We start from the raw sequence: 15,543 nt of genomic DNA, 5'->3' as shown, positions 1-15,543 counted from the left end.
TTTCGCTTTCCTCCGCGTGGTTTGTCTGCCTATTGTCCGGCGGAAACCAAGAGGCGCAGATGTCGGACGACCGCCCGGTAGGGCCGAAAATCCCAGATTGGACCGAACCGCCGGTGCCGGACATGGCGCCGCTGGAAGGTCGGTACGTGCGGCTGGAGGCGCTGGATGCGGACCGGCACGCCGCGATCCTGTTCAAGGCCTTCGACGGGCATGACCATGTATGGGATTACATGCCGGTGGGACCCTTCGCCTCGGCGGCGCAGTTCCATCGCTGGATGCGGGACGAAACGGCGAAGGACACGATCCTGTTTCACGCGATATACGACAAGGACAAGGGCGCCTATGGCGGCTTCGCGTCCTACCTGCGGATCAAGCCCGCATCGGGGTCGATCGAGGTCGGTTTCATCGCCATGGCGCCGCAGCTTCAGCGGACGCGGGCGGCGACCGAGGCGATGTTTCTGATGATGCGGTGGGCCTTCGACGCCGGCTACCGCCGGTACGAGTGGAAGTGCGATGCGCTGAACATGCCCTCGCGGCGGGCGGCGCAACGCTTCGGCTTTACCTTCGAGGGGGTGTTCGTGCAGGCCACCGTGGTCAAGGGCCGCAACCGCGATACCGCGTGGTTTGCGGTGATCGACAAGGACTGGCCGGCACTGCTGGAAGCCTACCAATTCTGGCTGGCGCCGGAAAATTTTGACGAAGCGGGCCGGCAGGTGGAGCGACTGGCGGACCTGACACGGCTTGTGCGCCGGGGCAGCGACCCGGCGCAGGGCGGCTGAGGCGCCTCGGCCCCGCGGACCCTTTATCAGATGGCGACGTGGCGGGTGATTCGCTCCTGCACCATGTCCATCAGCGCGTTGACGCTGGCATTTGGGGTGCGCCCGCGGGCGCGTGCCGTGGCCAGATCGGCCGCGGCTTGTACCAGAGCGGTATCGCGGGCCGAGCGGGCGACGCCGTCGAGGAACTGCGCCACGTAATCCAGCACAGGGCCATCGCGGCTGTCGTCAAGCAGGCTGGCGACATGGTTCATGTCGTCCCGATAGGCCATCGGGTCGGGCGTGATGCGGGCTTGCGACAAGGCCCGGGGGCCGGAGGGGCGATAGGTTTCGGGCAAGGCCGACAGCACGCCCTGCTGAAAGGCGGCGAGGCTGTCGAGCGGTTTGTCCAGAAAGCCGTCGGCGCCGGCGTTGATCGCCTCGGAGGCCATGTCGGTATTGCCGCTGAGCCCCAGAAGGCCGGTGACGCGCGGAATGGCGGAAGCGAGTTCCGCGATGAGGTCGAGCCCGGAGCCGTCGGGCAGGCCGAGGTCGACAATGACCACGGAAGGGCGATAGACCGTCAAATGCCGTCGCGCCGAGCGCAGGCAATCGGCCCGCCGGATGCGCGCCCCGCTGTGCAGGCACATCAGGCGCATCGCCTCGCAGGCGTAGCGGCTGTCCTCGACCACGAGGATGGTCAGGCCCAGAAGCGGGCGACGCGCGGTCGGCGTCTTGGTAAGTGTGAGGCTGTCATTGTCATCCATTGTGCTGCTCCATTCCGGCACCAGGTGATGTGAAGCTAGGCAGGGTTGGCTAACGAAGGGTTAAGCGGTCGGTGAAAATCTTCCGGATCGCGCGATTTCGCGGGTTGCGTCGGCGTGTCGCTTGCCCCCGGCGCATGTCCGGCCCATAACGTGGTTCAGCAGTATCAGACCAAGGAGAGCGCCATGATCGGACGCCTGAACCACGTGGCCATTGCCGTGCCCGACCTCGAGGCGGCGGCGGACCAGTATCGCACCGCGCTGGGTGCCAATGTGGGCGCGCCGCAGGACGAGCCGGACCACGGCGTGACGGTGATTTTCATCGAGCTGCCCAACACCAAGATCGAGCTGCTGTATCCCCTGGGTGAAGACAGCCCGATCAACGGGTTTCTCGAAAAGAACCCGGCGGGCGGCATTCACCATGTCTGTTACGAGGTCGAGGACATCATCGCGGCCCGCGACCATCTGAAGGAAAGCGGCGCGCGGGTGCTGGGCAGTGGCGAGCCCAAGATCGGGGCGCATGGCAAGCCTGTGCTGTTCCTGCATCCCAAGGATTTCAACGGCTGCCTTGTCGAGCTGGAGCAGGTCTGATGAGCATCGCGTCTGGCATCGTCCTGTTTCTGGTGATCTGGTTCATGACCTTCCTGATCGCCCTGCCCATCCGCATCCAGACGCAAGGTGAAGCGGGCACGACCGTGGAAGGCACGCACAAGGGCTCGCCCGAACAGCATTTCCTGCGCAAGAAGGTCATCATCGTGACGATCGTTTCGACCGTGCTGTGGGCGGTTGCGGCCTATGTCATCCTGGGCGGGGTGATCACGGTGGAAGACATCGATTTCTTCGGCACCATGTCTGGGGCGCGGAACTGAGCGTCTCGGACATGCGGTTCAAGGGCTCAAAGCGGCAGGGCCGTGGTGTCCTTGATTTCCTCCATCACGAAGCTGGCGGAGACGTCGCGCATGGGTACGCGGGCGACCAGCGTCTGGTAGAGCCGGTCGTAATCGGCCATGTCGGCGACACGGGCGCGGATCAGGTAATCGAGATCGCCGGTCATGCGGTAGACGCCCTGGATTTCGGGCATCGCGCGGGTGGCCCGGGAGAAGGCGTTGAGCCATTCCGCGTCATGTTGGGCGGCGCGAATCTGGATGAATACGGTGAGGCCGAGGTTCAGTTTCGCGGGATCCAGAAGCGTGACGCGGGCCCGGATGACGCCGGCGTCCTCCATGGTCTTGATACGGCGCCAGCAGGCGTTGCGCGACAGGCCGACGCGGGTGCCGATCTCCTCTAGGCCAAGGGCGGCATCTCGTTGCAATTCGCGCAGGATTTTTCGGTCGAAGTCGTCGATTTTCCACATGATCGGTGAATAGTGGGAAAATTTCACAGGATACAGCGGTTTCGGAATGTGTTTGAGAAAATGTCTCGGTGGGGGGCTGGTAGGGTGTGGGAAACCGATCAACAGGAGTTTCCCCATGCTGGCCCGTCTTTTCCTTGCCCATCCGCAGAGCGTTGACGAGACATATCTGGAACATGCCCGTTTTGCGGGATCGTTCAGCGTTAAACTGTTTGGCGCAGGGTTCTGTGCGCTGGTGCATGCGGTACTGCCGTTCGCGTTCGAAAAAACGGCCAGCCGGATGATCGCGGAGATGTATGCCAAGACGCATGGGCGGGGGCAATAAGGACGCAGGGGCGCGTGGGTTTTCACCCACCCTACGAGGCCGCGCGGCACGGGGCGCAGGCCGGGGATCCGGTCCAGCATTGGGAACGTCATGGCGGGGTGAAACCCCGCCCTACGGATCAATTCGCGATGTAGCGCTTGCGGTTGTGGTTGAAGGTGATCACGAGGTTGAGCACCAACGCGCCCAGGAGTGACCAGCCGACCACGCTGAGCGGAAAGAGAAGCGCGGCGACGGTGAAGATCACGGCGTCGGTGATGAGTTGCACGTAACCCGCGCGAAAGTCGGTCTTTTCCTGCACCCAGAAGGCGACGACGCCCAAACCCCCGAGCGAGCTTTTGTGCCGGAACATCGCCAGGAGGCCCATGCCCACGGTCGCGCCGAAGATGACCGCGCCGAGGGCGGGATGCAGATGTTGGATGGTGAAGCCGAGCGGCAGAAGGTCGGTGACAATGGACAGCAACGCCACGGAGACCAGTGATTTCACGGTGAATTCCAGCCCCAGCTTGCCATAGGCCAGCACGTAGAAGGGCAGGTTGATGAGGAAGAACATGACGCCGAAGGACCAGCCCGAGAGATAGCTGAGAATCACGGCAACGCCCGCCGTCTGGCCGGTGATGAGGCCCACGGTCGTCAGAATATGGATGCCGACGCTGCAGAGGATGACGCCGAGGGCGATGCCCTGGGCGTCTTCGATCGGGGAATGCGGGACGGTGGGCGGGTCGGTGCTGTGCATCCGGGAGAGATAGGGCAGAGGGGCTTGCACTTCCATGTAGGCTTGCCGCGATGCCGGGGGCACACAGGGGTGATGCCCGAGAAAGAGGCTTGTCGTTTACAGGTTGAACAGGTCGTGCACGAAAAAGCCGCCCCGGTGTCGGACAGGAGCGGCTCGCTTTGAGGTATCTGCTACGGTTTACGTGCCGATGATGCCGTTCAGCGTGGGGCTGGGGCGCATCACCGCGGCGAGACGGCCTTCGTCGGGGTGGTAGTAGCCGCCGGTATCCGCCGGGCTGCCCTGGGCCGCGGCGAGTTCAGAGACGATCTGGTCCTCGTTTTCGGCCAGCGCCCTGGCCATGGGCGCGAATTCCTCGGCCAGCTTGGGGTCGTCGGTTTGCGCGGCCAGCGCCTCGGCCCAGTAGCGGGCGAACCAGTAGTGGCTGTCGCGGTTGTCGGGCTCGCCGACCTTGCGCGAGGGCGAGCGGTTGTGGTCGAGGATGCCTTGCGTCGCTTCCTCGATCGTCTCGCCGAGGATGCGGGCGCGGGCGTTGTCCTTGGTCTCGCCCAGGAACTTGAAGCTTTCGCCCAGGGCGCAGAATTCGCCCAAGGAATCCCAGCGCAGGTGGTTTTCCGACTGCAACTGTTGCACGTGCTTGGGCGCGGAGCCGCCCGCGCCGGTCTCGAACAGCCCGCCGCCGTTCATCAGCTTGACGATCGACAGCATCTTGGCCGAGGTGGCCAGTTCGAGGATCGGGAAGAGGTCGGTCAGGTAGTCGCGCAGCACGTTGCCGGTGATGGCGATGGTGTTCTCGCCCTTGGTGATGGTTTCCAAGCTGGCGCGGGTGGCCTCGCGCGGGGCCATGATCTCGAACTTGTCGGCGACGCCCTTGGATTCCAGGATCGGCTTCACGAAAGAGATCAACTCGGCATCGTGGGCGCGGTTCTCGTCCAGCCAGAAGATCGCGCGGTAGCCGGTGGCCTTCTGCCGTTCGATGGCGAGGTTCACCCAGTCTTCGATGGGCGCCTTGCGGGCGGAAGCGGAGCGCCAGATGTCGCCTTTCTGGACCTCGTGCGAATGCAGCACGGTGCCGTCTTCGAGGAGCATCTTGACGGTGCCGTCCTCGGGGATCTCGAAAGTGGTGGGGTGGGAGCCGTATTCTTCGGCCTTTTGCGCCATCAGGCCCAGGTTCTGCACCGTGCCGGCGGTGGCGGGGTCGAGTTTTCCGTGTTCCTTGAAGAACTTGATGGTCTCGTCATAGACCGGCGCGTAGGAGCTGTCGGGGATGACGCAGACGGCATCATGTTCCTTGTTGTCCGGGCCCCAGCCCTTGCCGCCCGAGCGGATGAGCGCGGGCATGGAGGCGTCGATGATGACGTCGGAAGGCACATGCAGGTTGGTGATGCCGCGGTCGCTGTCGACCATGTACATCGGCGGGCGTGCCGCGCGGCAATCCTCGATGGCGGCCATGATCTCGGGCTCGTCCTTCACCCGTTCCAGCAGGTCGCCCATGCCGGAGGCGGGGTTCACGCCCAGCTCCTTCATTCGGTCGCCGTATTCCTCGAACACCGGCTTCAGCCATTCGCGGACCGCGTGGCCGAAGATGATCGGGTCGGAGACCTTCATCATGGTGGCCTTGAGGTGCAGCGAGAAGAGCACGCCCTCGTCCTTGGTCTTCTTGATCTCGTCGGCGAGGAAATCGTCGAGGGCCGAGGCGCTCATGTAGGTGGCGTCGACGACGGTGCCGGCGGGGTAGCTGACGCCGTCCTTGAGGACGGTTTCGCCGTTCGCGCCTTCCAGCACGATTTTCGCGGTGGCGGCACCATCGAGCGTGGCGGATTTCTCGTTCGAGAAGAAGTCATCGGCGCCCATCGAGGCGACGCGCGTCTTGCTGTCGGAGGACCAGTCGCCCATGCGGTGCGGGTTGTTCTGGGCGTATTTCTTGACCGGCGCGGCGGCGCGGCGGTCGGAGTTGCCTTCGCGCAGGACGGGGTTCACGGCCGAGCCCTTGATCGCGTCATAGCGGGCGCGGACCTCTTTTTCCGCTTCGGTTTCGGGCGTTTCCGGGTAGTCGGGAATGGCATAGCCCTGACCCTGAAGTTCGCGCACGGCGGCGACGAGCTGCGGCACGGAGGCCGAGATGTTGGGCAGCTTGATGACGTTGGCGCCGGGTTGCTTGACCAGCTCGCCAAGGGCGGCGAGGTCGTCGGAGACGCGCTGGTCCTCGGTCAGGTGATCGGGGAAGGTGGCGAGGATGCGGCCCGCCAGCGAGATGTCGCGGGTGCCGACGGTGATGTCGGCGGCGGTGGCGAAGCTCTGGATGATGGGCAGAAGGGACGCGCTGGCCAGTTCGGGGGCCTCGTCGACCTTGGTGTAGACGATATCGGGAGTGGAGGTGTCGGCCATCGGAAATACCTTTCGATCAGGACATGACAAAGCGTGAGTCTTGCGCGCGTCATAGACCATGACAGAGGATTTGGCCAGACGGTATGCGACAGTATACCGAATAATTTGTCGGCGGTCAGTGCGGTGGGCTTTGCTCGCGGTCGAGCTTGCGCATGAACTGTGTGAGAAGCAGTGCGAGACTGGCGAAGATCGCGACGCCGATCAGCAGGGGCAGGGGGTTCCGTCGAAGGCAAGGCCCACGGGGACCGCCAGCAGGATCGAGCCCACCGTCGCGAGCCCTGCGGTGATCGACGCGGCCATGCCGGCGATATGGCCCAGCGGTTCGAGCGCCAGGGCGTTGAGGTTGCCCAGGGTCAGGCCGATCTGGAAGAACACCGTGACCTGCCAGACGAAGTAGACCGGGAAGCTTCCCCAGCCTGCGAGGAAAGCGGTGAGCACGGCGAGGGTCAGCCCCGCCTCGATCATCAGGGCCATCTGGATCAGGCGGCGCATGCCCAGACGCATCACGAGTGCGGCGTTGACGAGGCTGCCGACGGCGGCCACGGCGGCGATGGCGGCGAACCAGAAGGGGAATTCCTCGGCCCGGTCATAGGTCACGTCCATGATCTGCTGGATCGAGCTGATCGACGAGAAAAGCATAGCGAAACAGAGCGTCTGCACGGCCATGGACAGGCGCACCATGGGATAGCGGAACACCTCGGCGGCGGCGCTCACGAGCTTGTTGGGACGGAAGGGCACGCGGCGGTCGCGGGACAGCGGCTCGGGCAGGCGGAGGGCCATCCAGAAGGTGCTGATCCCGGCGAAGACGAGGAAGGATACGAAGATGCCGCGCCATTCATAGAGCGCGATGATGCCCGCGCCCGCCATCGGGGCGATGGCCGGGACGAGGGTGAAGACCAGCATGATGAAGCTCATCAGCCGGGCCATTTCGCGGCCCTTGTAGAGGTCGCGGATTATCGCCATGGCGACGACCCGCGCGGACGCTGCGCCGAGGCCCTGCAACACGCGGGCGGCCAGCACGGTTTCCAGTGTGGGGGCCATCAGGGCGAGCAACGCGCCGGCGCAGTAGACACCAGCCCCCCAGATGATGACCCGCTTGCGCCCGAAGGCATCGGACAGTGCGCCGACGAAGAACGTGCCGACGCCGAGGCCCAGTACGAAGCTGCCGATCACCAGTTGCGCCTGGTTGGGCGCGTCGGGCGACAGCTCGGCCCCGATGGCGGGCAGGGCGGGCAGCATGGCGTCGATGGTGTAGGCGACCGTGGCCACCAGCATCGCCATAAGCGCCACGAACTCGGCCCGGTCCATGACGGGCGCGGAAGAGGTGGCGGGGTGGTCGGTGGGGGCGGTCATGCAGGGGCGCTATCACGGCGCCGGGATGTGCGCCAGAGCAGGCTTTGCACAGAGAGGGGGCCGTTTTTGCACAGGTGTGTCAGTCGTCGGGGCGGCGGTCGATGTTGGCCTCTGTGCCTTCTTCGTCCGAGGGTCGGGGCGGGCCGTGATGCAGCTTGCCCACCAGCCATTCGGTGTGTTCCTCGCGCTTGCGCATGGCGAAGGCGCCGATCTGTTGCACGGCGATGGCGAAGACGCCCAGACCCACGAAGATAAAGATCGTCGTGCCGATCTTGCCCGCCGCCGTGGCCGGAACAAGGCTGCCATAGCCGACGGTGGACAGAGTGATGACGGTGAAGAAATAGCTGTCGAGCCAGCTCCAGCCTTCGACCAGATGGAAAAAGACGGTGCCGCCAAGGATGATGGCGGGCAGCGTCGAGAGTAGCAGAAGAAGTCGCAATCCGCGCATGTCAGCCCTCGCCTCGTTTACGCCGTGCCCAAAGGAACAGGGAGGTGGCGTGGATGACAAGGGGGCAGGCGGTTGCCGGGCCTCATGTCTCAGGCGGGGTGCGCTCAGATGGCGGCGTCTTCATCGCTTTCGAGGTTGTCGACGATCTCGTCGATGACCTTGATCCAGAGATCGGGCGGCTGGCAACCCGGCACGGCGTGCTTGCCCGCGACGATGAAGCAGGGGACGCCGGTGATGCCCATTTCGCGGAAGGCCTTGTCGCGGCCGGCGATGCCCTCGATATCGGCGTCGGAGGCCAGAAGTTTCTGCACCACGGCGGCATCCATGCCCGCGCTGTCAGCGATATCGCCCAGAACCTCATGGTCGCTGATATCGCGCCCGTCCTCGAAATAGGCGCGGAAGAGCGACATGGCGACGGCCATCTGGCGGCCCTCGATGCCCGCCCAGTGGATCAGGCGGTGGGCGTCCATGGTGTTGGGCGTCCGCGTGATCCTGTCGAAATTGATCGTCAGACCCTCGGCCTCGGCCCGTTCGGCGATGGGGGCGTAGGCCTGAACCGCGCCGTCCTTGCCGCCGAACTTGGCTTCCAGGTATTCACGCCGGTCCATGCCTTCGGGCGGCATGTCGGGGTTGAGCTGGAACGGGTGCCACTCGATTTCGAACGGGTGGCCGGGGCGGTCTGCCAGCGCTTTGTCGAGGCAGGCCTTGCCGATATAGCACCACGGGCAGATCGGGTCGGAGACGATATCAAGCTTGACCATGCAGGTCCTTGTAGATCGGCCGCAGGGCGCGACGCAGGAGTTTTCCGTTGGCGCCCGTGGGCAGCGCATCGAGGTGAAAGAAGTCTCGGGGACGCTTGTAGGCGGCGAGGTTGTCATCGACATAGGCCTTGAGCGCGTCCTCGGCAACCGGGGCGGGGGCGGTGTAGAAGGCCATGATGAGGCGGGCGTCCTGTTTGACCTCGATCTCGGTCACCGCGGATTGGGTAATGTCGGGATGGGCGTTCAGGACCGCCTCGACCTCCACCGGCGACACGCGGAAGCCGCCGGCGTTCATCATGTCGTCGGAGCGGCCGAGGTAGGTGATATCGCCTTCGGGAGACATGACGCCCTGGTCGCCGGTGAGGAACCAGTCGCCTTGGAAGCGGTCGGCGGTCTCGTCGGGTTCATTCAGGTAGCCCAGCATCAGGCCGGGGTCGGAGCGGTGGATGGCGATGGTGCCTTCCTCGCCCATGGGCACCGGGCCGTCCGGGCCGATCAGCGCCACGTTGCGGCCCGGCTGGGGGCGGCCCAGCGTGCCCGGCGCGGCGGGGTGATCGGGGCAGCCGGAGATGAAGGTGGAGCATTCGGACATGCCGTAGGCCTCGAAAAGCGGCGTTCCGGTGGCTTCGCGCCATTGGGCGTCGATGGTGGCCGAGAGCTTTTCGCCCGCGGTCAGGCCGTGCCGGAGTTTCGGCAGGTCGAGCGTTTTGCCCAGGCTGACGAACTTGCGAAAGACGCCGGGGGCGGCGGCAAAGATGGTGGCGTCGTGGCGTTTCATCAGGAGCGGCAGTTGGTCGGGCGTGACGGAGGTGGCCGGGATCAGGGCGGTGGCGCCTGCGGTCCACGGGTCCATCAGGCCGGTGCCGAGCGTGTAGGTCCAGTTGAAGGCGCCTGCGTGCATCAGGCGGTCATCCTGCCGCAGGCCATACCAGCCCTCGACCATCATCTGCCGCGCCCAGATGGCGCGGTGGGCATGGCAGACCGCGCGGGGCGTGCCGGAGGTGCCGGAGGTATAGATGATATAGGCCAGCCGGTCGGGATCGCCCATGTCGAAGTCTGCCGGGGCATTGTCGTGCATGGCGCGCAGGGTGTCGGTGCCGATGACGGGGATGTCCGTGTCGGGGCAGGGGATGTCGGCGTCGCGCAGGATGGTTTTGGGTTCGGTGGTCTTGAGGATGCCGGCGACCTCGCGCTCGGTCAGTTGCGAGGAAGTGGGGATCGGCACGAGACCGACGGCGATGGCGCCGAGATAGGCGATGGGGAAGTCGACGGTGTTGCCGAGGCGCATGAGGACCCGGTCGCCGGGCTGAAGGCCGTGCCCCAAAAGGCCCGCGCCGGTGCCCAGGACGGCGGATTTCAGGCGCGCGAAGCTGTAGCGTTCGGAGCCGGAGAGCCTGAGGATGGCCAGCGCCACCTTGTCGGGCAGGTCGTCGGCATGGCGCAGTACGTGCGCGGCCAGGTTGAAGGGCGCGGGGCAGGGCGGAAAGGCGGTCGTGTCGGTCGTGGAGCGCATGGCGCGGAGGATTAGGACCGCCACGGCGAAGTTGCAAGCCATGGCGGCGCTGCGTATAGCGTAGGACATGGAAGACAGATCGCCCGTGAGCCTGATCAGGCTGGCCCGCGAGAGCGGGGAAGAGGACGCGGCCCAGCCGTTGAACCTTGCCGAACGGGTGCGCGAATTGCGCAAGTCGCGGGGCTGGACGCTGGAACAGGCCGCACGTCAGGCGGGGCTCGCGCGGTCGACCCTGTCGAAGATCGAGAACGGGGTGATGTCGCCCACTTACGATGCCTTGAAGAAGCTGGCGGTGGGGCTGGAGATCTCCATCCCGCAGCTGTTCACGCCGCCGCAGCGGGAACAGGTGAGCGGGCGGATGGCGGTGACGCGGGCCGGGCAGGGCACGGCGCAGGCGACCACGACGTATGAGCATGAGTTGCTGGGCGATGCGCTGTTGAAAAAGCGGATGCTGCCATATCGCGCGCGTATCCGGGCAAGGTCGGTCGAGGAGTTCGACGGCTGGGTGCGTCATGACGGCGAGGAGTTCATGTACGTCCTGACGGGCGTTGTCCGGCTTTATACCGAGTTCTACGAGCCGATCGAGATGCGCCGGGGCGACAGTGCCTATTACGATGCCACCATGGGCCACAACGTGGTGTCGGTCAGCGAAGAGGATGCGACAATCCTGTGGGTGACGTCGCTGGGGTGATGGCATGGGTGCGCGTGGGGCGCGGGCGGAGTGACGCGTCGGCTTTAGCCCACCCTACGCGGCTGTTTCTCGCGGTTTTGTGATCGCAGCGCGGACGTAATTGCCCGTGGCCAAACGACCTGCGGGCTGTTCGTGGGGTCCGGCTGCTCTATCTCGCACAGTTGATCCGATCAAACGGCCCCGTGCTTTGGCACGCGGCCCGTGATCGGCGTGCGACCGTTTGGAGGTAGTCAGGTTGGGAAAGGTTTTCAAGGTCTTGATTGGTCTGTGCGTCGTCGCGGCCTGTGCCGCGGCAGGGCTGTGGGGCACGCAGCAGATCCTGTCGCAGGGCGGCTCGGGCGAGGCGGCGTCGGCGCCGCCCGCGGTGCGCGTGGCGCTGACACGACCCGAGACGCGGCAGATCGAGGACCGGGTTGGCGGGGTTGGCACGCTGATCCCCGTGCGGTCGGTCGAATTGGTCCCGGCGGCGGCGGGGCGTGTGACGGACGTGCCGGTTTCGTCGGGCGAAGAGGTGAACGAGGGTGAAATAGTTTTGCAGCTGGACGACCGCGCGGCGCGTGCGTCGCTGGCCGAGGCTGAAGCGACTTTTGCCGAGGCGGAGGACGCGTTCCGCCGGGTCGAGGAACTGACCGACAGCAACACCGCCGCCGAAGCGCGGCTGGAAGAGGCGAGGGCGGCCTATCGCCGGGCGGAGGCCGCGCTGATGATGGCGCGGGCCGATCTGGAAGACCGGACGCTGGTGGCCCCGTTCGACGGAGTGCTGGGGCTGATCGACATCGAGGCGGGAACGTTCCTGGGCGAAGGCATGGCCGTCACGCGGTTGTCGGACATCACCACGATGGAGCTGACCGTGTCGCTGCCCGAACGGTATTTCGACCGGATCGAGGTCGGGCAGTCGGTGAATGTGACGACGCCGGCGTATCCGGACACGCAATTCGAAGGCGAGGTTTCGGTGCGGGCGCCGGAGGTGAGCCTGGAGACGCGCAGCTTCAACATCCGGGCCGAGATCGACAATGCCAACGGCCGGCTGGTGGGCGGCATGTTCGCGGATGCCGAGATCGTGCTGGACACGTATGAAGGGCTTGCCATTGCCGATGACGCGATCATCAGTGAAGGGCTGGCGAGCTATGTCTATACTGTCTCCGACGGGGCCGCCGTGCGGACCGAGATCGACCCGGGCCAGTCGTTGGGCGCGATGACCGAGGTGCGCGACGGGCTGGGCCTTGAGGACCGGGTGGTCGTCGCGGGCTGGGACAACCTGTCGGACGGGGCTTCGGTCGAGGTGGCCGAGGATGTGGACCAGCAGGAGGACGCGGCGGCGCAGGATGAAGGCGCGGAGGGCACGACGCAATGACGCTGCCCGACCTGTGCATCAAGCGGCCCGTGCTGGCCACGGTCCTTTCGATCCTGATCATCGTGGTGGGCATTGCCGGGCTGACCCGGATGCCGGTGCGGGAATTGCCCGACACCACCACCGCCGAGGTCACGGTCAGCGTGCCCTATATCGGCGCCGGTCCCGGCGTGGTGGACAGCGAGTTGGCCACGGTGATCGAAGGGGCGCTGTCGACGGTATCCGGCATCGACAGCATGAACACCGAATCCGAGCTGGGCGGTCTGCGGACCGTCATCACCTTTGGACAGGACCGGGATATCGATCAGGCTGCGGCGGATGTGCGGGCGGCGGTCGAATCCGTGGCGGGCGACCTACCGGAGGAAGCCGAAGAGCCGCAGGTCGAGAAGAATGACAGCCAGGGCGACCCGATCCTGTGGATGACGCTGACCTCTGACACACTGTCGGCGTCGGAACTGACAGATTATGCCGACCGGTTCATCACCGACCGGCTGGAAACACTGAGCGGTGTGGCGGCGGTGCAGATCTATGGCGACCGGGCCTATGCGATGCGCGTCTGGCTGGATCCGCAGGCGATGGCGGCGCGAGGTGTGACCGCGAACGAGATTGCCGACGCGCTGCGGGCCAATAACCTGGAACTGCCAGCGGGCACGATCGAAAACGAGGCGCGGACGTACCTGCTGCGCACCGAGACGCGGCTGTCGAGCGTGGAGGCGTTCGAGGACCTGATCGTGCGCTCGGACGAGAATGGGCGCGTGCTTTTGGGTGACGTGACACGGATCGAGCTGGGGGTCGAAAGCGACGACAGCGAATTCCGCGCCAATGGTGAGACGGCGCTGGGGCTTGGCGTGCTGCGGCAATCCTCGGCCAACACGCTGTCGATCTCGGCGGCGGTCGGGGAAGAGGTGGAGCGGATCGCGGCGGATTTGCCGGGCGGGACGCGATTGCAGATCACGTCGGACGACGCGGATTTCATCTCGAATTCGATCCGGCAGGTGCTGACCACGCTGAGCATCGCCGTGGGGATCGTGGTGGCGGTGATCTATGTCTTCCTGACCTCGATCCGGACGACGGTGATCCCGGCGGTGACCATCCCTATCGCGCTGTTGGGCGCCTGTGCGGGGATCGCGCTGGCCGGGTTTTCGATCAACATCCTGACGCTCTTCGCGCTGATCCTTGCCATCGGGCTGGTGGTGGATGACGCCATCGTGGTGCTGGAGAATATCGAGCGCAAGGTCGAGGAGGGCGAGGACCCCAGGCAAGCGGCGCGCACGGGCGCGAACCAGGTGTTCTTTGCCGTGGTATCGACCTCGGCGGTGCTGATCTCGGTTTTCGTGCCGCTGTCGTTGCTGGAAGGCGAGCTGGGCAAGCTGTTCCGGGAATTCGGGGTGACGCTGGCCATTGCCGTTGCGCTGTCGACCTTCGTGGCGCTGACGCTGTGCCCGGTGATCGCCAGCAAGCTGCTGAAACAGGGCATGAACGACACGTGGTTCGCACGCGGGGTGAAGCGGGTCACGAAAAGCACCTCGGAGGGCTATCGCAAGCTCTTGACGCGGGCGATCAAGACGCCGCTGGTGGTGCTGGCGGTTGCGGCGGTGCTGACGGGGATGTCCTGGACACTTTACCAGCAATTGCCGTCGCAGCTGACACCGGATTCGGATAGGGGCATCTTTTTCGTGTCCATCCAGGCGCCGCCGGGATCGGCCCTGCCGCTGACCGACAATGCGGTCAGCCAGGTCGAAGACCTGATCGCGCCCTACCGCGAAGATGGCGTGGTCGAGGACACCATCGCCATTGTCGGGCAATACGGCGAGTCGGGGCGGGCGTTCGTGGTGGCGGTGATGTCGCCGTGGGGCGACCGCGAGATGGGGCCACGCGATGTGTTGGCCGAGTTACGGCCCGAGTTTGCCAAGATAACGCGGGCGAGCGTGCGTGCCTTCGCGCCCTCGGGCCTGGATGCCGGGAGCGGATCGGGGCTGGAGGTGATCGTCACGGGGCCGAGTTTCGAGGATGCCGCCGAGTTCTCGCGGCAGATGGAAGAGGCGATGCGCGCCAGCCCCGACCTGACCGGGGTGCGGCGGGATTACGAGATCAACACGCCGGGCTTCGACATCAGCGTGAACCGGGCCATGGCGCGGCAGATCGGGGTCGAGGCGCGGGATATCTCGGACGCGGTGCGCACCTTCTTTGCCTCGGCGGAGGTGACCGAGTTCATCTCGCGCGACCGGCAGTACCCGGTGATCTTGCAGGCACCGGACGCGCGGCGGACCAACACCGCCGATCTGACCGGCGTGAACGTGCGAACCGAAACCGGCGAGTTGGTGCCGTTGGACGGTCTGGTGACGCTGGAGCGGCGCGCGTCGGTGCGGGCTTACAACCGGTACAACCGGCAGCCTTCGGTCGAGATCAGCGCGTCGCTGGCCGAAGGCGTGGACCTCGGCTCGGCCATCGCGACGGTCGAGGAGATTGCCGCGGATATGCCCTCGGCGATGCAGATCAGCTATTCGGGGCAGGCGGAAAGTTACCAGGAGACGTCGGGGGGGATAGCGCTCACGTTCGCGCTGGCGCTTCTGATCGTGTTCCTGGTACTGGCGGCGCAGTTCGAGAGCTTCATTCAGCCGGTGGTGATCCTGTTGTCGGTGCCGCTGGCCGTGGCGGGGGCGCTGCTGACACTGTTCGTGCTGGGCGAGGCGATCAACATCTACACGCAGGTGGGGATGGTCATGCTGATCGGGCTGATGGCCAAGAACGGCATCCTGATCGTGGAATTCGCCAACCAGCTGCGCGAGGAAGGCCGCAACGTGCGCGAGGCGGTGATCGAGGCGTCGGCGGTGCGGCTGCGACCGATCCTGATGACGGTGATGTCGACGGTGCTGGGGGCCGTACCGCTGGTGCTGTCCACCGGCGCGGGCGCGGCCAGCCGGTTTTCCATCGGCATCGTGATCATCGGCGGGTTCATGTCGGCCTCGGTACTGACGCTGTTCCTGACGCCGGTGCTGTATGACCTGTTGCAGAAGGACCGGAAAAAGGCTGATGCGCCCGAGGGTGCGGGCGCGCAGCCGGCGGAATAGGGCGCAATCCGAGCGGTCAGAGGCGGGTTGTGCCGTACCGCG

The 15,543-nt window shown here is 65.5% G+C and carries 15 protein-coding genes; 7 read left to right on the top strand and 8 right to left on the bottom strand.

All coding sequences use genetic code 11. The features are described 5' to 3' along the window. Positions 1 to 59: 59 nt before the first annotated feature. Positions 60 to 779 (top strand): GNAT family N-acetyltransferase, encoded by a 720-nt coding sequence (locus tag ACSQ76_RS16835; RefSeq protein WP_437157497.1) that lies wholly within the window; start codon positions 60 to 62, stop codon positions 777 to 779. Positions 780 to 805: 26 nt separating this feature from the next. Here ACSQ76_RS16835 and ACSQ76_RS16830 read toward each other — a convergent pair whose 3' ends face one another. After that, positions 806 to 1,522: a response regulator gene (locus ACSQ76_RS16830; RefSeq protein WP_437157496.1), complete on the bottom strand. Its 717-nt coding sequence runs from the start codon at positions 1,520 to 1,522 to the stop codon at positions 806 to 808. Between the two features lie 183 nt (positions 1,523 to 1,705). Between ACSQ76_RS16830 and mce the strand changes: the two genes are divergently transcribed. Beyond that, complete coding sequence (mce, locus tag ACSQ76_RS16825; RefSeq protein ID WP_152473829.1) at positions 1,706 to 2,110, top strand: methylmalonyl-CoA epimerase; 405 nt, start codon at positions 1,706 to 1,708, stop codon at positions 2,108 to 2,110. Then, positions 2,110 to 2,388 (top strand): DUF1467 family protein, encoded by a 279-nt coding sequence (locus ACSQ76_RS16820; RefSeq protein WP_306127731.1) that lies wholly within the window; start codon positions 2,110 to 2,112, stop codon positions 2,386 to 2,388. The genes mce and ACSQ76_RS16820 overlap by 1 nt, the downstream gene beginning before the upstream one ends. A gap of 26 nt (positions 2,389 to 2,414) precedes the next feature. Here ACSQ76_RS16820 and ACSQ76_RS16815 read toward each other — a convergent pair whose 3' ends face one another. Further along, the gene (locus ACSQ76_RS16815; protein WP_437157495.1) at positions 2,415 to 2,873 is read right to left on the bottom strand and encodes an Lrp/AsnC family transcriptional regulator; all 459 of its coding nucleotides are present in this window, start codon (positions 2,871 to 2,873) and stop codon (positions 2,415 to 2,417) included. 115 nt (positions 2,874 to 2,988) lie between these two features. Here ACSQ76_RS16815 and ACSQ76_RS16810 point away from each other — a divergent pair, with 115 nt between their 5' ends. Then, positions 2,989 to 3,195, top strand: coding sequence for a DUF6356 family protein (locus ACSQ76_RS16810; protein WP_306127733.1), 207 nt, complete (start codon positions 2,989 to 2,991; stop codon positions 3,193 to 3,195). 118 nt (positions 3,196 to 3,313) lie between these two features. On the opposite strand, the gene ACSQ76_RS16805 is transcribed toward ACSQ76_RS16810, so the two are convergent. The 6 genes from ACSQ76_RS16805 to ACSQ76_RS16780 form a co-directional block, all read right to left on the bottom strand. Continuing rightward, complete coding sequence (locus ACSQ76_RS16805; RefSeq protein WP_306127981.1) at positions 3,314 to 3,928, bottom strand: YitT family protein; 615 nt, start codon at positions 3,926 to 3,928, stop codon at positions 3,314 to 3,316. A 177-nt stretch (positions 3,929 to 4,105) separates the two neighbouring features. Next, complete coding sequence (locus ACSQ76_RS16800) at positions 4,106 to 6,313, bottom strand: NADP-dependent isocitrate dehydrogenase (RefSeq protein WP_437157494.1); 2,208 nt, start codon at positions 6,311 to 6,313, stop codon at positions 4,106 to 4,108. Between the two features lie 201 nt (positions 6,314 to 6,514). After that, entirely contained in the window at positions 6,515 to 7,666 is a 1,152-nt protein-coding gene (locus ACSQ76_RS16795; RefSeq protein ID WP_437157493.1) for a multidrug effflux MFS transporter, read from the bottom strand. Positions 7,667 to 7,745: 79 nt separating this feature from the next. Further along, entirely contained in the window at positions 7,746 to 8,114 is a 369-nt protein-coding gene (locus tag ACSQ76_RS16790) for a potassium channel family protein (protein ID WP_437157492.1), read from the bottom strand. Between the two features lie 104 nt (positions 8,115 to 8,218). Continuing rightward, complete coding sequence (locus tag ACSQ76_RS16785) at positions 8,219 to 8,875, bottom strand: DsbA family oxidoreductase (RefSeq protein WP_437157491.1); 657 nt, start codon at positions 8,873 to 8,875, stop codon at positions 8,219 to 8,221. After that, the gene (locus ACSQ76_RS16780; RefSeq protein WP_437158224.1) at positions 8,862 to 10,388 is read right to left on the bottom strand and encodes a class I adenylate-forming enzyme family protein; all 1,527 of its coding nucleotides are present in this window, start codon (positions 10,386 to 10,388) and stop codon (positions 8,862 to 8,864) included. Before ACSQ76_RS16780 ends, ACSQ76_RS16785 begins: the two co-directional genes overlap by 14 nt. Before the next feature lie 67 nt (positions 10,389 to 10,455). On the opposite strand from ACSQ76_RS16780, the gene ACSQ76_RS16775 reads away from it, so the two are divergent. From ACSQ76_RS16775 to ACSQ76_RS16765, 3 genes are all read left to right on the top strand, one after another. After that, the gene (locus ACSQ76_RS16775; protein ID WP_437157490.1) at positions 10,456 to 11,079 is read left to right on the top strand and encodes a helix-turn-helix domain-containing protein; all 624 of its coding nucleotides are present in this window, start codon (positions 10,456 to 10,458) and stop codon (positions 11,077 to 11,079) included. Positions 11,080 to 11,335: 256 nt separating this feature from the next. Continuing rightward, positions 11,336 to 12,433, top strand: coding sequence for an efflux RND transporter periplasmic adaptor subunit (locus ACSQ76_RS16770; RefSeq protein WP_437157489.1), 1,098 nt, complete (start codon positions 11,336 to 11,338; stop codon positions 12,431 to 12,433). Further along, positions 12,430 to 15,501 (top strand): efflux RND transporter permease subunit, encoded by a 3,072-nt coding sequence (locus ACSQ76_RS16765; RefSeq protein ID WP_437157488.1) that lies wholly within the window; start codon positions 12,430 to 12,432, stop codon positions 15,499 to 15,501. The genes ACSQ76_RS16770 and ACSQ76_RS16765 overlap by 4 nt, the downstream gene beginning before the upstream one ends. Positions 15,502 to 15,543 lie beyond the last annotated feature (42 nt).

This window comes from Roseovarius sp. B08 (assembly GCF_051417955.1).
Classification (GTDB): domain Bacteria; phylum Pseudomonadota; class Alphaproteobacteria; order Rhodobacterales; family Rhodobacteraceae; genus Roseovarius.
The sequence above is the reverse complement of the archived record's forward strand: the minus strand, read 5'-3'. Positions and strand labels throughout refer to the sequence as shown.